This window comes from Agrobacterium sp. 22-221-1 (assembly GCF_053522445.1).
The window spans coordinates 38,389-58,143 of record NZ_JBNWCL010000009.1 but is presented as its reverse complement, the minus strand read 5'-3'; the positions used below and the strand labels follow the sequence as shown (position 1 = coordinate 58,143).

The following is a 19,755-nucleotide window of genomic DNA, read 5'->3' as shown; positions in this document are numbered from 1 at the left end:
GGGAATGTCTAATCAGATGGTTCCGCCCAGCTCCTGGGAGATGGACTGCAACTCCTTGCCGCCTGCCATCAGGTTCTGCAGATCGTCGATGCCAATTTCACTCTTCGAATAGGTCCCGAGGGTCTTGCCGCGATTCAGCGCCGTGAACCGGTTGCCGACGGCATAGGCGTGGCGAACATTATGCGTGATGAAAATGACGCCGAGCCCGTTATTGCGGACCTGGTTGATATATTTGAGAACCATCGAGGTCTGCGCGACGCCGAGCGCCGACGTCGGCTCATCGAGGATGAGAACCTTCGCCCCGAAATAGACAGCGCGCGCGATGGCGACGCATTGCCGTTCACCGCCCGACAGGGTGCCCACCGCCTGATCCGGCTCGCGCACATCGATGCCGATCTTGCGCATCTCCTCACGCGTGACCCTGTCGGCAAAATCCATGTCCATGCTTTTGAAGGGACCGAAACCCCTCAGAGGTTCGCGGCCCATGAAAAAGTTCCGCGTCACCGACATCAGGGGGATCATCGCAAGATCCTGATAGACGGTCGCGATGCCGGCATCGAGCGCATTCCGCGGACCGTCGAATATGCGTGGCTGACCTTCGACGAGGAATTCTCCCGATGTCGGCTTGAACACACCAGACAGGGTGTTGATGAGGGTGGATTTGCCGGCACCATTGTCTCCGAGAAGGCAGAGAACCTCGCCGGCATTGACACTCAGCGATACGCCGTTGAGCGCAATGATGGAGCCGAAATATTTGACGAGGTTCCTTACCTCGACGATTGGCGTCTGAGATGTGCTCATCAGCGTTCTCCCGTGACGCGTTTGCGGATCACATTATTGAAAATGACGGCCGTTAGCAGCATGCCGCCGAGGAACACGAGATACCAATCCTGATCTATCGACGTGTAGGTAAGACCGATCAGCACCATGCCGAAGACAATCGAGCCGAAGAACGCGCCGATCGCCGAACCGTAACCGCCTGTCAGAAGGCAGCCGCCGATGACGGCCGCGATGATGGCCTCGAATTCCTTCTGAAACCCACGGCGGGCATCCGTGGAGCCGGCATCCAGCACGGTGAGGATCGCTACGAGTGTGGCGCACATGGCCGTTATGATGAACAGGGTGGTCTTCACGCGCTCCACTGGCACACCCGACTTGCGCGCCGCACGCGGGTCACCGCCGGCGGCAAATATCCAGTTGCCGAAATGCGTCCGCAGAAGCACCCAGGTAGCAAGCAGGGCGATCAGGACGAACCACAGTATCTCCACCGGAATGCCGGGGACCTTCGGTGTTCCATTTGGAAATGTCTCGATGATGCCCCGGCTGCCGAGCCAGGAGAACAGGCCGGTAAAGGCGTCGCCGGAAAAAATCGGGGCAAGCGGGCTGTCGGCGGCGGCTTCCTTCATGCCGCGAAGCTGTGTCGCTCCGCCGCTTGCCCATTTGAGGCCAACCAGCGTGAGGCCACGCAGAATGAAGAGGAATGCAAGCGTGACGATGAACGAGGGAAGACCCGTTCGCATCGTGAGCTGCGCATTCGTGACGCCGATGACCACGGCAAATCCGAGCGCAATCAGGATCGCCATACTGAGCGGAAGATTGAGAACCACCAGCGCCGTGCCAAATACGAGACCGGCAAAGGCGACCATCGATCCGATCGACAGATCAAATTCACCGCCGATCATCAATAAAGCGGCGCCGATGGCAAGAATGCCGAGCTGGGCAGCCGGGGCCATGAAATTGACCACACCGGCCAGCGTGAATATGGCCGGATTGGCGGTGAAGAAAAAGAAGATGGTGACAAGCACCAGCCCGGCGACAGCGCCGAGTTCCGGACGACGCAGGAGAGCGGTCATCATCGAAACCTTTTTTAGCCGCTCGTCGGATCGGGTTTGGGACCCGTTCTGTTCGTTGGCCAGCGTCATGGGTTTGTTCCTCAGATTGGGTGTCGTCTTTGCGCGCAACGGCGTTCGGCCGAAAAGGTCGCGCATCGAGGCAAAAGTTGCGTTCGGGGTGGCTCCCGCTTTGGCGGGAGCCACGCTTCCATCCGGCCTAGCGGATGCCCTGGGAGGATTTTTCGATGACTGCGGCGGCCGTGTCCTTCTCGACGAAGCTTGGGCCGGAGGCAACGTTGCCCGCCGGAATGGTGCCGTAACGTGCGTTCAGCGCAAGAAATGTCACAGGTAGATAACCTTGCAGGAAAGGTTGCTGATCAACCGCAAAGAGTGCCTTCCCGTCCGCGACCGCCTTCAGAAAACCCGCCGACAGATCGTAGGATGCAACCTTGACCTTGTCGCCGACACCCAGCTTTTCGACGACTGCAACCGCGCGTTCGCCGACCAGCGGCGCAGAAAGGCCGAGAACAACATCCACCGAGGGATCTGAGGTGAGCGCCGCCTGAATCTTGGCTTCGATTTCCGCCGGGTCGGCTGTCGTCGGCAACACCGTTACCTTGCCGCCTGCAAAACCCTTTTCCGTTCCGGCGCAGCGCTGGTCCAGAGCCGCATTGCCCACCTCCTGGTTGACGCAAAGAACATGCTTCAAACCGAGAGACTTCAGCTTCTCCCCAACCTTGACGCCGGCAGGCAGTTCATCCTGACCGACATGCAGCCTGATGCCGAGCTTTTCCGTGGCCGAGATGCCGGAATTCATCGAGATGACCGGAATGCCCGCGGCAACTGCTTTTTCAATCGCTGGACCAAGGGCATCTGGGTCCGGATTGGAAATCACTATCCCCGCCGGGGTCTGGTTTGCGGCCGCATCGATGAGTTGACCCATCGCGACCATGTCGAAGGTTTCAGGCGCGCGATAATCGACCCGGACATTGCTGTCCTTGCCCGCCTGCATCATGCCATTTTTGACGATAGACCAGAAAGGATCGGACGCCTGACCGTGGGTGACCGCGATGATGGTCAACTGATCCTGCGCCCTGGCCGTTGCAGAGCATGACACGGCTATTCCGGCGACGAGTGCGCCACGGGCGAGTTTCCTGAGAATAGATTTCATGTGGTTCCTCCTCCTTGTACCGGCCCACTCCTCAAGCCGGCAAAATGTGAATGCTACCGGGTGCAAATATCTTGCTACCGGGTGCAAGCAGGTGCATCATAGCCGCGAATGGGTTAAAAGCAAGCGTTCATTTCATCATAATCCAAAATGGAATGTTCGTTCCATTTCGGTCGGAGGCACTATGCGCAAGCGGGAAACTACCAGGAGAGCGACGGCGAAAGAGGTGGCGACCGCAGCCGGCGTATCGAAATGGACCGTTATCCGGGCTTTCACACCCGGTGCGTCGATTACCGAGGAAAGCAAACGGCGCGTGCTGGAATCGGCCGCTGCCCTGAATTACTCGCCAAATCTTCTTGCCCGGAGCCTTGCCACCAATCTGACCCATCAGGTCGCCGTCTTCGTCGATGATTTCGCCAATCCCCAGAAACTGCCGTTTCTTGAAACGCTGACGGAGCGTCTGCAGGCCGCCGGCCTCGTTGCCATGCTCATCAACATCAATAACCACTTCGATCACGTGCACGCCCTGCTGCATGCCGACCAGCGTCAGGTTGACGCCATCATTCTTTTTGGCACCGCATTTCGCGATGAAACGCTGACGGACCGCCAGCTTGGCCACGGAATGCCGCCCATGTTCGTTCTGGCACGCGATAGCCAGATCGACGGCGTGCCCGCCGTCGTATGTGACGCCGAACTGGCGCTGAGAGACATCGTCAACCATTTATACGAACGGGGATATCGAAAGCCCGGCTTCATGAGCGGTGCGACAGCGCTTTCGACGGCGCTCAGACGCCGGCAGCACTTTACAGATTTCTGGGCGGAAAAAGGCGTCGGCGAGATCGAGCTCCTGTTTGCCGAAAAATACAGCGCCGCAGCGGGAGCAGCCTCCGTCCGCGAATATCTTTCGCGAACTGCACCTTCCGAACGCGTCGACGTCCTTATGTGTGAGAACGATATCCTGGCTTTCGGCGCCATGGATGAAATTCGCGGTAACTTCGGCCTGAGAGTGCCTGAAGACATGGCTATCGTCGGCTTCGACAATTATGAACTCGGAGGTTCACCCGCATACGGTCTCACCACGTATGAACAACCTCGCCACGAAATGATCGAGGCCATCATCGGAATGATCACCGGAGCCATTGAAGCCGAAACAGTCACCGTGCCCGGTAAAATGATCGTCCGGAATTCCACGTGACAACAAAAAACTCCCGGAGCGTTAGCTTCGGGAGTTTTGGATATTTGGTTGCGGGGGCCTGAGTCCACGGAGACTTGTAATTTTCAGGCGGATAGGATGCCGCTAAAATGACTTCTGCTTTGCGCGAATAACAATGCTTACAGTCTGGAGAGCCCAAACGTCTTCCTGATGCCGCTATCCAATGCCTTGGCTGAAACAAACCGCTTCAGGCGACTTAGAAGCGTAGCCTGTTTTCCAACCGGCCTGCGCATTTTGTGAGGGCCTGTGATTGCTGCCATGATTTCGGCAGCGACACTCTGAGGACTGCTTGCTGTCTTAATGGCGGAAAGAACGGCCTCATTGGATTTGGCTAATTGATGAGCGTAGTCGTCAATGCGCGTCTCCGTCCGCTTCGCATTGACATCGAGACTTGTCCTCGTGAACGTTGGCTCGACCAAGACGGAGCGAATGTTGAATTGCCGAACTTCGTGGTCAAGCGTTTCAGATAGTCCCTCCAGGGCATGCTTGCTGCTGGCATAAAGGCCCATATAAGGTGCGGGGAGGAAGCCGAGGACCGAGCTGACATTGACAATCAGGCCGGAATTCTGCTGACGCATCGCAGGCAATACCGCTCGTATCATGCGCAGTGGGCCAAAGAGATTGGTTTCAAAAAGGGCCTTCGCCTCATTGTCCGACGTGCTTTCGACCGGCCCGACAAGAGAGACGCCTGCATTGTTCACCACGACATCAATCCGACCTGAACGGGACAGAACCCAATCGACGAATTGCCTCACCGACTCGTCATTGTCCACATCGAGACGTCCGTACTCGACACCAGGAACCGGTCCACTTTTGTCCGGATTGCGCGATCCTGCAAATACCTTGAACCCATTCTGTGACAGCAACCTCACGGTCGCCTGCCCTATACCGGAGGATGCTCCGGTCACCACAACAATCTTGTCTGTGGACATCTACGCTCTCCAAAATTAGCGTTGGATTAGAAATCAATTTAGATTTCGTTTGTAATCTAAAACTCAGTTAGATTGCAAGCGAAATAAAACGCATTTGCAGAAATTGAGGAGGCGGATGGTCAGTCCACACGACACGTGGGTGAGTCGTCTCGACGCAGGAAACATCGGTCGAGTTAATGCGGCGGTTCTCGCCTGAAGAGTAACAGGTGTGACGGATGCTTATGCCGTCAAGTCACGCCGTTCGCCTGTCCGCTGGTGGATTGCCCAGCGCACGCTGGAACGCGGACCGTTGCTCGCCTCTTTCGACGTAGTCCTGCAAGCTAGGGCTATCCAGCAGAATATCAGAGTGCTTGAGCGGCCGCAGTACGCTCACCATAATGAGATCACCGGCGCTGAACTGAGCCCCCTCAAGCCACTCTTTCCCTCCAAGCGTATCGCCCAGTTGCTGGAGCCGCTGACTGAGATGACCAACGCTGCCGGAGGCGATACAGGGTTCGATCGTATTAACCGCTGCAAACATCCACATGATGGAACGCGAGCGAGCATTCGCTTCATCGGGAAGGAGGCCGGCGAAACGCTGTGCTATGTGAAGCACGATCGCACCGGATTCGAAAAGAATGAGATCGCCCTCCTGGTAGATCGGCATCTGGCCGAACGGCTGCATTTCCAGATATTCGGGGCGGCGCATCTCGGAAAAAGTCAGGTGCCGTAGAGTGTAAGGCTGGCCGACTTCCTCGAGAGCCCACCTGACGCGCATATCCCGGTGATATCCTCTACCCCCGTCCGGAGGATGTTTGAAAATGGATACGACGGGGTTCATGTAAAGGCTCCTCATTGGCAGGATTGAAGCGGGACGAAAACATGGCTTCCGAAAGGGTTCAGTGGGCACACAAAACACACGCCACTCTCGCCAAAGCAGTATGACCCCTCCGCAGCATCATCTGCTGCGGAGGCGCGGGTTGGCTATTCCGCAGCAAGCGAATGTTGAGCTGTTTCCGTATTCCCGTGCTCCGTCGGATGCATTTCTGCCTTGGGCGGCTTGACGCGGAACCATGCAGCATAGAGTGCCGGCAGGAAGAGCAGGATGATGAGCGTGCCCACCGCCGTTCCGCCGATAAGCGTGTAGGCCATCGAACCCCAGAAAACCGAATGCGTCAGGGGAATGAAGGCAAGGACCGCGGCAAGCGCCGTCAGGATGACGGGCCTTGTTCGCTGCACCGTAGCCTCAATCACGGCATGATAGTCGTCCAGACCCGCAGCCTTGTTCTCCTTGATCTGCTCGGTCAGGATCAACGTGTTGCGCATGAGGATGCCCGCCAGGCCGATAAGACCCAGGATCGCGTTAAACCCGAAAGGCTGGTTGAACAGGATCAGGGTCGGCACGACGCCTGCAAGACCGAGCGGTGCCGTCAGCATCACCATCGTCATCGTCGACAGGCTGCGTACCTGAAGGATGATGACGATCAGGGTCGCTGCGATCATCAGTGGGAACACCTTCACCAAGGCAGTATTCGCCTTGAGGGACTCCTCGATATTGCCGCCCATCTCGATTGTGTAGCCGGCAGGCAAAGATGCAATGAGTGGCTGGAGAGCGGCCATCACCTGTTGCGAAACCTCTGGCGGTTGTGTTGCCTCGTTAATGTCGGACCGGACCGTCACCACAGGCGTTCTGTCACGACGCTTGAGGATCGGCTCTTCGAAGCGCACCTCCGTGTGGCCGATCTGATCGAGCGGGATCGCACGACCGTCTCTCGTCACGAGCGAGAAGTCGGCGAGCCTTGCAGGATCAAGGCGGATTTCACCGGCACTTCTGGCCACGACGGGAACGTTTCGGATGTTCTCACGGACTTGCGTGACGGGAACACCACTTAACAGGAGCTGTATCTGCTGGGCAGCCTCGGCGGACGACATGCCGATGAGGTTCAGGCGATCCTGATCAGGAACGAACCGGACAACAGGTGTGCGGTTACCCCAGTCACGGTTGGCATTTCTGACGTCAGGTACCGAACTCATGAGAGCAAGTGCCTGCTCGGAGATTTTGTACAGCTCTTCGGCGTCCGGTCCTTTGATCCGAAACTCGACGGGGAATGGCGTGTAGGGGCCAAAGACGAGTTGCGTCACGCGGACGAATGCCTCGGGCGCCAGCCCTTGCGCAACGGCATCCCGCAGACGCAGTTTCAGCACCTCACGCTCATGGGCGTCGGATGTCAGCACAACGATCTTCGCAAAGGCAGAATCGGGCAGTTCGGGCGCCATGGCGAAGAAGAAGCGGGGCGCGCCTTGGCCGATGTAGCTGGTCGCGATCTTTGTTTCGGGCTGCTGCTTCAACCAGGCCTCGAGCTTCTTGACCGTGGCGGTCGTCGTTTCGATGCTCGTGCCTTCAGGCATGCGGACTTCGACAAGAACCTCAGGGCGGTCCGATGTCGGGAAGAACTGCTGCTTCACCGCACCCATCCCGACGACCGAGAGCGCCATGACGACGCCGACCACGGCACAGGTCAGGAATTTGTGCTTGACGGTGAATTCGATCGCCCCGCGCAGGCGTCTGTAGTTCGGCGTATCGTAAATTGCATGATGGCCGCCTGCCACTGGTTTGATATCGGGCAACAGCTTTACGCCGAGATAGGGCGTAAAGATCACCGCCACGAACCAGGAAACGATCAGCGCGAAACCGACGATCCAGAAGATATTGCCCGCATATTCACCAGCTGCAGAGGCGGCAAAACCGACCGGCATCAGGCCGATAATGGTCACAAGCGTGCCCGACAGCATCGGTGCCGCAGTGTGGCTCCAGGCATAGGCAGCCGCCTTGATGCGATCCATGCCCTCTTCCATCTTAACGACCATCACCTCGATGGCGATGATGGCGTCATCGACAAGCAGGCCAAGTGCCAGGATCAATGCACCGAGCGTGATGCGGTCGAAGAAGCGCCCCGTCTCGAGCATGATGATGAAGACGACAGCCAGGGTCAGCGGAACGGCCAGAGCCACAACGATGCCCACCCGCCAACCGAGCGCAATGAGGCTGACGAAGAGCACCACGCCGAGGGCCATGGCGAACTTCACCATGAATTCACCCACCGCCGCGTCAATGTTGACGGCCTGATCGCTGACCTTCGTCAGTGTTATGCCAAGGGGTAACGACTGTGCGATCCGGCCGGAGCGTTCCTCAAGAGCCTTGCCAAGCTCCAGGCCATTCCAGCCCTGCTGCATGACAACACCGAGCATGATGGCCGGCTCGCCGTCATGACGGATGACATAGCTTGCCGGCTCCTGATAACCCCGGCGTACCTCAGCAATGTCGGAAAGCTTCAACGAACGGCCGGAAGCGACGATGGGCGTATCAGCGATAGACTGAATACTGTCATAGGCACCGTCGAGACGAATGAAGACCTGCGGACCCTGGGTATCTATCGAGCCAGCGGGCGTAACGGTATTGCGCCGTTGAAGAGCTGCGGCAATGTCCTGAGAAGATATGCCGAGGGTGGCGAGCTTCTCATAGGAGAACTCTACGAATATCTGCTCGGGCTGTTCGCCGAGAATGTTGATCTTCTTCACGCCGGGAACATGAAGCATGTCCTGCCTGATCTTTTCGGCTTCCCGGACGAGATCGCGCATCGGCATGCCCTTCGCCTTGAGAGCGTAAAGGCCGAAGCTGACGTCGGAATATTCGTCGTTCACGAATGGTCCCAGAACACCCTGCGGCAGGTTTCTGGCTTCATCGCCGAGCTTCTTACGCGCCTGATAAAATTCTTCGGCGACCGCGTGTGGCGGCGTATTGTCCTTGAGCGTGACGGTAAGATAGGCAAAGCCGGGGCGCGTCGTTGTCTCGACCCGGTCGTACCAGGCCAATTCCTGAATACGCTTCTCCAGCGGCTCGGCAACGAGATCCTGCATCTCGCGTGCGGTTGCACCCGGCCAGACAGTCGTAACCGTCAATGTCTTGATGGTAAAGGAGGGGTCCTCAGCGCGTCCCAGCTTGACGAAGGCATAGACGCCGGCAAGCGACAGAAGGACGATAAAGAACAGCGTAACGGCGCGTTCGCGAACCGCAAGGGCGGACAGATTGAGGTTCATCAGTTTGCCGCCTCTTTTGTCCCAACGCTGGTGCGAACTTGCGCTCCGTCCTTGAGAAGATGTGCGCCAAGCGCAACGACCTCTTCTCCCGGCTTGACGTTAGTGACGACCACATTCTCTTCGCTCACCCGCTCCACGTTCACATCACGAAACTTCACGAGGGACGATTGCTGATCGATCACCCAGACGCCTGTCCGCGTCCCGTCATCCAACAGCGCGCCTATCGGCAGTTCGGCATGATTCTGCGCATCCCTATTCTCCATTTCGATGGTGACGGTCGCCCCCAGGGGCGCATTTGCAGCGCCCCCTTCAAGCACCCAGCGCGTTTCATAGGTGCGGGTCTGCTGATCGGCAGAATCGGAGATCTGGCGAAGCCTGGCCTTTTCCGCATTGTTTCTGCCATAGACAGATGCGGAAGCCTGAGCTCCAATGGCAGGACGCATGGTTTCGGGAAGCCAGACAATCGCTTCGCGCGGACCAGACTTCGCAAGCCGCACAACCGGCTGCCCGGCGGTTACCACTTGGCCCGGCTCACCGAGCGTCTCGACAACGGTTCCATCTGCATCGGCGACGAGAACCGCATATCTGGCCTCGTTTTCGGCAACATTCGCCTCAGCCTGAGCGGCAGCCAACTGTGCCGTCGCCGTATCCAGCAGGGCTTTCGATCGTTCATATTGCTGCGTCGAGGCAGCAGAGGTCTTCATCAGAGCGGCAAAGCGTTTTTCATCGGCTTTCGCTTGGACAAATGTCGCCTGTGCCGCAATGACGGCGTTTCGCTTGGCGGTCAGAGCAAGGCGAAGATCAGTCTCGTCAAGCCTCATCAGTGGCTGCCCAGCGCTTACCTGCTCCCCGACATCGACAAAACGTTCAACGATCTTGCCGGGAACGCGAAAGCCGAGATTGCTCTGGACCCGGGCACCAACGGTTCCGGTGAAGCTGCTGCTCGAATTGCCAGGAAGCCTGGCCGTCGCGAGATTGACCAATGGCGCCAAGGTCCGGGGGTCGGCCGCCTTTGCCTCGGGCGCCTGCGCCGGAAGCAGCAGTGCCGCGGCTCCGCCCGCGGCCAGCGCCAGCACTGCTGCTGCAGTGACAACAAGTTTCCGTTTCATTTCATCGCCCCTTCTTGACGGCAAGTTCAAAAATATTAGATTGCACTCTAACTCTAAAAGACATATAGATGTCAAATGAAATCTAATTGGAGGTCCACATGAGAGTGAGCCGCGTACAGGCAGAGGAAAACCGCGAGAGGGTGATAAACGTCGCCAGCCGGTTGTTTCGAGAGCATGGGTTCGACGGGATTGGTCTGAAAGACCTGATGAAGGGTGCAGGCCTCACCCAGGGTGGATTCTACAAACAGTTCGCATCGAAAGACGATCTTGCGGCGCTCGCATCACGGCGTGCTCTCGAGAGCGCCACGAGGAGGTGGTCTGATGCCGCAGCAGACACGTCAGATCCCCTGGAGTCGATCATCAGCTTCTACCTCTCCAAAGACCATAGCGGCGAAAAGGCAGAAGGATGCCCGCTTGTTGCTCTCGGCTCCGACGCTGCGCGTCAAACTGCCGAAGTTCGGCGCCCGTTTGAGGATGGTATCCGGGCGCATTTCCAGGTGCTCGAAGAACTCATCGGAGATGGTGACGATAGGGCTCGAAGCGGAAAGGCCATGGCAATATTGTCGATGATGATCGGTGCGGTGACGCTGTCCAGGATTATCGAGGATGAACTTCTGTCGACGAGCGTACTCGATGCGGCAGCGAGCGAGGTCCGGCGCATTGCTGGCCGCGATGGCAGCGACTAACGGACAGTTTTTGGATATTCGTCGCCGGTAGCTGGCAGAGTTCAGCCGAATCCGAACGCCTATCAAAAGAGAATAGCGCGAACCGCATGTCCCAAGTTCACGACCAGTCATTCGGTCGGACGCCGAAGGCATGCCAAATTTTTGATCGTAAACAGGTGGAAATGCAAATGCGTCGTGTCGTTGTCACAGGAATGGGGGCCGTCAGCCCCCTTGGTACAAATGTCGATATCTCCTGGTCCCGGCTCCTGGCTGGCAAAAGCGGGATCCGGCGACTGGGTGATGACATTGTCGGGGATTTGCCGTCAAAAATCGGAGGCGTGGTCCCTTCCCTGGCTGAAGATCCTGAAGGAGGATTTGATCCGGACAGGACTCTGCCCTCGAAGGATCAACGTAAGGTCGACCGCTTCATCATCTTTGCGCTGGCAGCGGCGGAAGAGGCTCTGGCGCAGGCGAACTGGAAGCCAGCTTCTGAAGAAGAAAAACTGAGAACGGCGACAATCATCGCATCGGGCATCGGTGGCTTTCCCGCGATAACGGAGGCGGTGCGTACCGTCGACCAACGCGGCGTCCGCCGCCTTTCGCCCTTCACCATTCCATCCTTTCTTGTCAATCTCGCCGCCGGACAAGTCTCCATCCGACATGGCTTCAAAGGTCCGCTTGGCGCGCCTGTAACGGCATGTGCCGCAGGCGTTCAGGCGATCGGCGATGCCGCACGGCTCATCAGGTCCAATGAAGCTGACATTGCGGTTTGCGGCGGAACGGAAGCCTGTATGAACATCGTCAGCCTCGGCGGTTTCGCTGCAGCAAGATCGCTCTCCACCGGTTTCAACGACACGCCCAGCAAAGCATCGCGCCCCTTCGATACGGCGCGTGACGGCTTCGTCATGGGCGAAGGCGCAGGCATCCTCGTCATTGAAGCGTTGAGCCACGCCCTTGCTCGTGGTGCGACGCCGATAGCAGAACTCGTTGGATATGGAACGACCGCCGACGCCCATCATATTACCTCCGGGCCGGAAGATGGAAGCGGCGCCCGCAGGGCAATGCAAATCGCCATCGCGCAGGCGGGTATCGCGCCGCACGAAATCGGCCATCTGAACGCGCATGCGACTTCGACCCCGGTTGGAGATCTCGGAGAGCTCAGAGCAATCAAGAGCCTGTTCGGCCAAAAGAAGTCGATCGCTGTCAGCGGGACGAAGTCGGCGACGGGACACCTGCTGGGGGCCGCCGGCGGCCTTGAGGCTATTTTTACGATCCTGGCGCTCCAGCACCAGATCGCGCCCCCGACCTTGAATCTCAGTTCACCGGACCTTGAGGCCAATGGCATCGACTTTGTCGCAAACGATGCCCGACCCCTCGATGTTGAATATGCGATATCCAATGGCTTCGGCTTCGGTGGCGTCAATGCCAGCGCAGTGTTTCGACGCTGGCCGAGGAGAGGCAATCGTACGCCATTAGCTGATTAACCCCCGCGCGTGGTCCCCTTTGAACAAAGTCTCCACCAGGACGCTCCCCACTATGCAACCAACGACTGTCGTTTCACCGTCCAGCATAAGGCTCCTCAAGCCAAGGATTGCCGTCATCGGCGTCGGCGGTGGCGGCGGCAATGCTGTCAACAACATGATCATGCACGATCTCGAGGGCGCGGAGTTTATCGTTGCGAACACCGATGCCCAGGCTTTGTCCATGTCAAAAGCGCCACGGCTTATCCAGCTTGGCCCGACCGTCACGGAGGGACTTGGTGCCGGATCATTGGCCGATATTGGACAGGCGGCCGCCGAAGAGTCGATTGACGAGATCATGGATCAACTCCACGGAACCCATATGTGTTTCGTGACGGCGGGCATGGGGGGCGGAACGGGAACAGGTGCCGCACCCGTTATCGCCCATGCTGCGCGCAAGGCAGGCATACTGACGGTCGGCGTCGTCACCCTGCCCTTCACATTCGAAGGTACTCAGCGAATGCGAACAGCGCGGCAGGGAATCGAGCGTCTCAGCGAATGCGCAGATACGGTGATCGTCATCCCCAATCAGAACCTGTTCCGGATTGCCGATGCGAAGACAACCTTCGCGGATGCATTCGAAATGGCAGATCATGTGCTGCATGCCGGGGTCAGTTCCGTCATCGATCTGATCGTCAAGGAAGGATTGATCAATCTCGACTTCGCCGATGTAAGGTCAGTCATGCGTGACATGGGCCGAGCGGTCATGGGCACGGGCGAGGCAACGGGAGACGCCCGCGCCCGACATGCCGCCGAGGCAGCGATTGCCAATCCGCTGTTCGATGAAGCGTCCGTCAGGGGAGCGAAAGGCCTTCTCGTCTCGATCTCCGGTGGACCGGACATGACCCTTTTTGATGTCGACGAAGCCGCGACACGTGTTCGCGAGGAAGTCGATGACGACGCCAATATCGTCGTCGGCGCGACATTCAATGACGCGCTTGAAGGGCGGTTGAGAGTTTCAGTCGTCGCCACAGGTTTGAGGCAACCGGCAGAGGTGATCCGCCTTTCGGAGCGAATGGCGTGATGCTCGCTCATACTATGGGCCTGCAAGCGCCGATTTGTATAATTGATGGCCATGGAGATTTGAAATGTTGAAGCGTTTTCGAGAAAAATGGCGATCGTGGGAAGATGCCTTCCTGGGTATCGACGATCTGCAGGGAGATTATCTCACCGCGCTGGAAAAACGGCTGGATCGGCTGGAGACCGAAGTGGCTGGATTAAAGGCACAGCCCCACGAGGAGGTAGTGCGGGAAGAATGCACCGAAAACAAGGGGTGATGGCTGTATCCTTGCAGTTGGCCCCGCGGGCTTTGTCAAGCGCAAGTTCTTGATAACTCGCTAAGCATCCGGGACAGACTAAGAGTATTCTGCGTCCCGCCAACTTTTCTCGCCAGCGGGTCCTCAAGTTGCTGAAGACGCTAAAATGCCACCGCCTTGATGGGAACCGAACCGCTGACCTTGATGGTCAACGATCCTCAAACAGCTGAACTGATGATTGTCACGGCCCTCCATATCCGGCGTCCCGAAGTCTGACAGCCACTCCTGATAGGCTGCGAAGGCGTCGTCATCGTCAAGCGGGAACGCGGCCCAAGAGCGGTCGCTTGGCGGCATCGGCGTCCGTATGGTACTCGCTTTGGCCCGCGCTGCGTTAAAGATGCACGACCATTCGTCGCCATTGAACGCCGACAGCTGCGCTGGGCGGGGGCGCGAACCAGTTTCGAGACCGGGGTATAATCCCACATGACGCGCCATCCTACGGAGGCCGCCGGTGTAAAATCCTCCGGCTGCTCCCAGTAATCGTAGAACACCAGAAGACGTCCGTGATCGGGAAACGCAGGGTCAAAACCCTCGAATGTCGAGAGCTCTGCAAGATCGAACTGCCCCGAAACGCGAGCGGAAATTCTTTTTCGATAGCATCCGCCTTGTTGCGGCTTTCCCGACTGAACCGATCATCATGCTCCGGCGTCATCCAGGAATTCGGCTTTCGGGAATCCGCCAGCAGGCGATCTGCCTCACGACGATGGGCAGCCACACGGCTCTCCGCATCCGGATAGGGTGGACGGTTCGGCCATGACATGTCAGCCAGCGAGAAACAGTGTGCCGACAATTCGAAAAATAAGCAATTGCCTTTTCTAAAAGCTTACATTTCGGGCAATCGATCCCTCGTTTATATATTCCATAAAATTACTATACTACTAGGTTCCGACCATCGGTTGATCAATCGGTGAGCGGTAAACCTGATCGTTTCATCAGGAGCATTTTTAGATGTCATCTCAGGGATTTATAGGCGGCTTCGTCAGATCGGCAATTGCGGCGGCGCTGCTCGCATCCGCAACACTTTCCGGCACAGCCAATGCCGGTCCGACACTCGACAAGATCAATCAGCGCGGCACGATCAAGGTTGGCGTGGGCACCACGCCTGGCTTCTTCTCACCGGACAGCAACGGCCGCTGGCAAGGTTTCTTCATCGATTATGGCCGCGCGCTGTCCATCGCCGTCTTCGGTAATCCGGACAAGGTTGAATTCACTAACTCCTCCCCCCAGCAGCGCCTGCCTGCGCTGCAGAGCGGCGAATTCGATATCCTGCTTTCCGGCGTCACGGTCACCATTACCCGTGCCTTCAAACTCGGCTTCCACTTCGGCCCGACGATTTTCTATGACGGCCAGGGCATCCTCGTTCGCAAAGATCTCGGCGTCACAAAGGCCGCCGATCTCGATGGCGCCACCATCGGCGCTCAGAGCGGCACGACCGGCGAACTCAACGTCGCCGACTTCTTCCGCAAGACCGGCAAGAAGTTCACTCCGGTGACGATCGAGGACACCGGACAGTTTATCGCAGCGCTCGAGTCCGGCCGCGTCGACGCCATCACGCAGGATTCGTCCGATCTGGTCGGCAAGCGCACCCAGTTGAAGAAACCCGACGACTATGTCGTCCTGCCCGAACGGCTGTCGAAGGAGCCGCTCGCGCCCGCCATTGCCGGCGGCGACGACCGGTGGCTGGAAATCGTGAACTGGACCGTCAACGCCACCATCCAGGCGGAAGAATGGGGCATTACCTCGAAGAATGTCGATGAGTTTCTGAAGTCTCCGGACCCGGCGATCCAGCGCTTCCTCGGTGTCGATCCTTCGCTTGCAGAAGCAATCGGCCTTGATCCAAAATGGGCCTACAACATCATCAAGACAGTCGGCAACTATGGTGAAATCTTCGACCGGCATCTAAAGCCGCTTGGTTGGGATCGTGGCTACAACCGTCTGTGGACGGATGGCGGCCTGCTCTATTCGCCACCCTTCCGCTGAGACGGCCGAGCCTTCACAGATGTCCATAGTTGTAGCGCCGGGCCCTCGAAGGCCCGGCATTTATCGTCGGCTCCTCATGTGGTGGGGTCATCGCCCCATCGCTCAATTGGCAATCATCGCATCGTTCGTCGCATTGCTCGTCTATCTCGGGATTAACGTGACGACGACGATGACACGCATCGGCGTTTCACCCGGCTTTGATTTCCTCTGGCGTTCCGCGAACTTCGAAATCGGCGAAAGCCCGATCGCTTTCGCGGCCGGCGATCCCTACCTTCGCGCCATGCTCGCTGGCCTGCTCAACACGCTGAAAGTGGCGCTGTTCGGTTGTATATTCGCGACCATTCTCGGCGTGATCCTCGGTGTTGCAGGCCTGTCCGAAAACCTGCTCCTCGCCTCCCTCGTGCGATGGTATGTGGAGTTGATCCGCAATACGCCGCTCCTGCTGCAACTGTTCTTCTGGATTTCGCTCGCCAAGGCGTTTCCGGCACCGCGCCAGGCGAGCGCATTGTTTGGATCGATCTATCTGACCAACCGCGGCGTCTATGTGCCAACGGTCTCTATAGAGGGTCTCCCGCTCGCCGGACCGGTCGTTCTGGCCATCCTTGTCATTGCCATCGGCCTTCTGCTCTTCGCATTGTCGCGTTTGAAAAGGTTGAACGGGTGCGCAATGGCCATCGGCATAGTCGCCATTCTCGCTGCGACCCTAGCCATTTTCCACGCGCTAGGCGCGAACCTCACGCTTGAAACGCCCGCACTGGCCGGCTTCAACATCCGGGGTGGGTATAATCTGACACCGGAATTTGCCGCACTCCTGACCGGTCTGATCGTAAAGTTTTCCGCTGCAATCGCGGAGATCGTCCGGGCTGGCATTCAGTCGGTCAATCGAGGCCAGTGGGAAGCCGCCCGCGCGCTCGGTCTGCACAATGGACAGATCATGCGGCTGATCGTGCTTCCGCAGGCGCTGCGCGTCATCACCCCGCTCGCCACATCGAGCTATCTCGATCTGACGAAGGATTCCAGCCTGGCGGTCGCAATCGGCTACCCGGATCTCGTCAGCATCGTCAACACCACCGCCAATACGACCGGCCAGTCGCTGGAGGCCCTCATGATCCTCATCGGCACCTATCTCGGAATCAATCTTGTCGTCTCCGCCCTCATGAACCAGTACAACAAAAGGGTCGCACTGAAGGGAGTGGCACGATGACCAGGCATACTGGAAACATCTTTGCCCACCGGCTTCACGGGCGCCTGGGCAAGCTGCAAAGCGGTCTCTTCGGCACGCTTTCCAATACCGCCATCACTCTCCTGACGCTGGCAACCCTGACTTGGCTTCTGCCGCCGTTTTTCCGGTGGGCCCTGCTTGACGCGACATGGAGCGGAACGTCCGCAGACTGCGGCGCGCGCGACGGCGCCTGCTGGGCTTTCATTGCCGCCAAGCTGCGTTTCATCCTGTTTGCCTTCTACCCGCCGGAACTCCAATGGCGTCCGGCACTCGTCATTCTGATCCTTGTGGCCTTGCTCGTCACAAGTGCTCTTCCCCGCTTTTGGCGCAAGGAACTGCTGCTCGGCTGGCCTGTTGCGGCCCTGGTTTCCTGGATGCTTTTGACCGGTAGCCCGGGCAACTCGCCAGTTCCGTCCAACGAATGGGGCGGGCTGCCGGTGACGCTGTTTGTTTGGGCCATCTGCTTTGCGTCCGCGACGCCGATTGCGATCCTTCTGGCACTCGCCCGCCGCTCAAACCTCGGCGGACTGCGCACCCTTTCCATCGTCTATATTGAGGTGATGCGCGGCACGCCCATGGTCGCGATCCTTTATGTCGCCATGCTGATCCTGCCGATGGCGCTGCCGGATGCGCAATTCGACAAGATGATCCGGGCGATGATCATGATAACCCTTTTCTGGGCGGCCTACATCGCGGAAGTCGTGCGTGCTGGCCTGCAGGCGATACCGTCCGGCCAGCAGGAGGCGGCCACCGCGCTGGGGATCGGTTACTGGCGCACGATGCATCTCGTCGTTCTGCCCCAGGCACTGCGGATCGTCATCCCCGGCATGGTCAATTTGGCAATCGGTTTCCTGCTGGCCACATCCCTGCTCGCGGTTATCGGCATTTTCGACCTGCTGAACGCCGCCCGCGCAGCGGCGACCGATCCGGGCTGGCTCGGTTTTTATAACGAAGCCTATCTGCTCGTGGCTCTCCTCTACTTCGCGATCTGCTTTGGCGCCTCCCGGTACAGTCTGTGGCTGGAGCGCCTGCTGGGAAACAGACCAACCCGAGGGAATGACAATTCCCTAATGGGAGTTTTCTGAGATAATTGCCTACGCGGGCTCGCGAATATGGAGAAGTATAGATTTTTCTTCCGTATCGATATCAAAATCAGTGGTTCCATTGCTCAAGTTAGTATATGTTTTTTGTAGAAAATTATCGCAAACAGGAACTTCGGAAATGGCCCTTGCATCCGCTTCGCCTGCATCGACGTCACGTCATATCCGTAATTCCAGGTCGTGTTGTCGCTTCTCCCTGCCTCGAATGCCAGCGCCGTCGAAAGACGGCCCTTCCCGAGCAAACACACAAAGCCCAAATTGGCGGAGAAGCGAAATGCAAAGACAAACGATCGAATACCAGGGACTGCCGGTCGGCATCGCTGTCCCGAACGAGGATAAACTGCGGTTCATCGCGGTCAAATTTCACGTCATCGATCTGGACAACCGACAATTTTCCAGTGTTGCCGAGCTGACGTCGGCGATCCGGGCGTATCTGGATGGCCAACAGGCACTGGCAGCCTGAGCTACCCGAAAAGCGATTATCGTGAGCGCCGTGTACCGGCCGACCAAGCAACCACCCAGAAGCCGGAAACAGGACATGGCATTTCAAATCGCCCCCATCGAAAATACGGCTTCGCTGCCGACACTCGACTTTTCCCGTTTCCATTCGCCGGAAGCGCGTGCTGAATTTATCGGCGACCTGCGCAACGTGCTCCACGATCACGGTTTCTTTTATCTCACCGGCCACGGTGTCGATCCCCGGCTGGTGGAAGACGTGCTGTCGACCTCGAAACGTTTTTTCGCCCTGCCGCTGGAGGAAAAGCTCAAGATCGAGATGGTGAAATCACCACATTTTCGCGGCTATAACCGGGCCGGCCAGGAGCGCACGCGGGGCGAACAGGACTGGCGTGAACAGCTCGATATCAATACCGAAGGCGAACCGGTCAAGATCGGTCCAGACTCGCCGCCGTGGAAGCGGCTGTTTGGGCCCAATCAATGGCCGGACGCTTTGCCTGAACTCAAACCCCTGCTGTTACGATATCAGGCGGAGGTGACAAGGATCGGCATCGATCTCCTCAAGGCGATAGCTGCCGCTCTCGGGCAACCGGAAAATGTCTTTGCCGAAATTTACGAGCCACAGCCGACGCAACTTCTCAAAATCATCCGTTACCCGGGGCGGGATGTCGCGGAAACCGATCAGGGCGTTGGCGCCCACAAGGATGGCGGCTTTGTCACCGTGCTTCTCCAGGACACAACACCGGGGCTGCGGGTGCGCACCGAGACAGGAGACTGGATCGACGCACCGCCCGTGCCCGGCACCTTCATCATCAATACCGGCGAATTACTGGAACTCGCCACCAACGGTTTTGTCCGGGCAGACGTGCATGACGTCGTAGCACCGCCGGCGGGCGTAGAGCGCTTCTCCGTCGCCTTTTTCCTCGGCTCCCGGTATGATGCGACCATACCGGTCATCGAATTATCCGACGAGTTGAAGCGCTCCGAACGGGGCATCACGGTTGATCCCCTGAACCCGATTTTCCGGGAAGTCGGGCAGAACCACCTGAAAAGCCGTTTGCGCTCGCATCCCGACGTCGCACTCGCGCACCACGCCGATCTTCTGTCTCCAGAACAAAAACCGCTTCGGCCGGCTTAATTTCGCAACAACGACCTTGATGGCGTG

At 58.1% G+C, this 19,755-nt stretch carries 17 protein-coding genes; 10 read left to right on the top strand and 7 right to left on the bottom strand.

Going from position 1 to position 19,755, the window contains the following annotated elements; all coding sequences use genetic code 11:
* Nucleotides 1-12 precede the first annotated feature (12 nt).
* The 3 genes from ACQZ5N_RS15485 to ACQZ5N_RS15475 all read right to left on the bottom strand — a co-directional run bounded on the left by ACQZ5N_RS15485 (nucleotide 13) and on the right by ACQZ5N_RS15475 (nucleotide 3,003).
* Entirely contained in the window at nucleotides 13-801 is a 789-nt protein-coding gene (locus ACQZ5N_RS15485) for an ATP-binding cassette domain-containing protein (protein ID WP_448733364.1), read from the bottom strand.
* Nucleotides 801-1,922, bottom strand: coding sequence for an ABC transporter permease (locus ACQZ5N_RS15480; RefSeq protein ID WP_448733363.1), 1,122 nt, complete (start codon nucleotides 1,920-1,922; stop codon nucleotides 801-803). The genes ACQZ5N_RS15485 and ACQZ5N_RS15480 overlap by 1 nt, the downstream gene beginning before the upstream one ends.
* Nucleotides 1,923-2,049: 127 nt before the next feature.
* Nucleotides 2,050-3,003: a sugar ABC transporter substrate-binding protein gene (locus tag ACQZ5N_RS15475; RefSeq protein ID WP_174058326.1), complete on the bottom strand. Its 954-nt coding sequence runs from the start codon at nucleotides 3,001-3,003 to the stop codon at nucleotides 2,050-2,052.
* Between the two features lie 181 nt (nucleotides 3,004-3,184).
* Between ACQZ5N_RS15475 and ACQZ5N_RS15470 the strand changes: the two genes are divergently transcribed.
* Nucleotides 3,185-4,195 carry a LacI family DNA-binding transcriptional regulator gene (locus ACQZ5N_RS15470; RefSeq protein ID WP_448733362.1) on the top strand — a complete coding sequence of 337 codons (1,011 nt, stop codon included), beginning with the start codon at nucleotides 3,185-3,187 and terminating at the stop codon, nucleotides 4,193-4,195.
* Nucleotides 4,196-4,332: 137 nt separating this feature from the next.
* Here the strand turns inward: ACQZ5N_RS15470 and ACQZ5N_RS15465 are convergent, their stop codons facing one another.
* The 4 genes from ACQZ5N_RS15465 to ACQZ5N_RS15450 form a co-directional block, all read right to left on the bottom strand.
* Entirely contained in the window at nucleotides 4,333-5,145 is an 813-nt protein-coding gene (locus tag ACQZ5N_RS15465) for an oxidoreductase (protein WP_112953129.1), read from the bottom strand.
* A 232-nt stretch (nucleotides 5,146-5,377) separates the two neighbouring features.
* Nucleotides 5,378-5,965: a glutathione S-transferase family protein gene (locus ACQZ5N_RS15460; RefSeq protein WP_087745384.1), complete on the bottom strand. Its 588-nt coding sequence runs from the start codon at nucleotides 5,963-5,965 to the stop codon at nucleotides 5,378-5,380.
* A gap of 143 nt (nucleotides 5,966-6,108) precedes the next feature.
* Nucleotides 6,109-9,222, bottom strand: coding sequence for an efflux RND transporter permease subunit (locus ACQZ5N_RS15455; RefSeq protein ID WP_113081819.1), 3,114 nt, complete (start codon nucleotides 9,220-9,222; stop codon nucleotides 6,109-6,111).
* Nucleotides 9,222-10,331, bottom strand: a complete 1,110-nt coding sequence (locus ACQZ5N_RS15450; RefSeq protein WP_080867140.1) for an efflux RND transporter periplasmic adaptor subunit — start codon at nucleotides 10,329-10,331, stop codon at nucleotides 9,222-9,224. The genes ACQZ5N_RS15455 and ACQZ5N_RS15450 overlap by 1 nt, the downstream gene beginning before the upstream one ends.
* A gap of 98 nt (nucleotides 10,332-10,429) precedes the next feature.
* Here ACQZ5N_RS15450 and ACQZ5N_RS15445 point away from each other — a divergent pair, with 98 nt between their 5' ends.
* The 9 genes from ACQZ5N_RS15445 to ACQZ5N_RS15405 all read left to right on the top strand — a co-directional run bounded on the left by ACQZ5N_RS15445 (nucleotide 10,430) and on the right by ACQZ5N_RS15405 (nucleotide 19,728).
* Nucleotides 10,430-11,017, top strand: coding sequence for a TetR/AcrR family transcriptional regulator (locus ACQZ5N_RS15445; RefSeq protein WP_060725703.1), 588 nt, complete (start codon nucleotides 10,430-10,432; stop codon nucleotides 11,015-11,017).
* A gap of 167 nt (nucleotides 11,018-11,184) precedes the next feature.
* Entirely contained in the window at nucleotides 11,185-12,480 is a 1,296-nt protein-coding gene (fabF, locus tag ACQZ5N_RS15440) for a beta-ketoacyl-ACP synthase II (protein ID WP_111781676.1), read from the top strand.
* A gap of 52 nt (nucleotides 12,481-12,532) precedes the next feature.
* Nucleotides 12,533-13,540 carry a cell division protein FtsZ gene (gene ftsZ / locus ACQZ5N_RS15435; RefSeq protein ID WP_111797253.1) on the top strand — a complete coding sequence of 336 codons (1,008 nt, stop codon included), beginning with the start codon at nucleotides 12,533-12,535 and terminating at the stop codon, nucleotides 13,538-13,540.
* Nucleotides 13,541-13,604: 64 nt separating this feature from the next.
* Nucleotides 13,605-13,793 (top strand): hypothetical protein, encoded by a 189-nt coding sequence (locus ACQZ5N_RS15430; protein WP_003504164.1) that lies wholly within the window; start codon nucleotides 13,605-13,607, stop codon nucleotides 13,791-13,793.
* A gap of 987 nt (nucleotides 13,794-14,780) precedes the next feature.
* Nucleotides 14,781-15,812, top strand: coding sequence for an amino acid ABC transporter substrate-binding protein (locus ACQZ5N_RS15425; protein ID WP_003504159.1), 1,032 nt, complete (start codon nucleotides 14,781-14,783; stop codon nucleotides 15,810-15,812).
* A gap of 19 nt (nucleotides 15,813-15,831) precedes the next feature.
* Nucleotides 15,832-17,016, top strand: a complete 1,185-nt coding sequence (locus tag ACQZ5N_RS15420; RefSeq protein ID WP_035212731.1) for an amino acid ABC transporter permease — start codon at nucleotides 15,832-15,834, stop codon at nucleotides 17,014-17,016.
* Nucleotides 17,013-18,119 (top strand): amino acid ABC transporter permease, encoded by a 1,107-nt coding sequence (locus tag ACQZ5N_RS15415; RefSeq protein WP_448733361.1) that lies wholly within the window; start codon nucleotides 17,013-17,015, stop codon nucleotides 18,117-18,119. The genes ACQZ5N_RS15420 and ACQZ5N_RS15415 overlap by 4 nt, the downstream gene beginning before the upstream one ends.
* 289 nt (nucleotides 18,120-18,408) lie before the next feature.
* Nucleotides 18,409-18,597 (top strand): hypothetical protein, encoded by a 189-nt coding sequence (locus ACQZ5N_RS15410; protein WP_448733360.1) that lies wholly within the window; start codon nucleotides 18,409-18,411, stop codon nucleotides 18,595-18,597.
* 75 nt (nucleotides 18,598-18,672) lie between these two features.
* Complete coding sequence (locus ACQZ5N_RS15405) at nucleotides 18,673-19,728, top strand: isopenicillin N synthase family dioxygenase (RefSeq protein ID WP_003504150.1); 1,056 nt, start codon at nucleotides 18,673-18,675, stop codon at nucleotides 19,726-19,728.
* Nucleotides 19,729-19,755 lie beyond the last annotated feature (27 nt).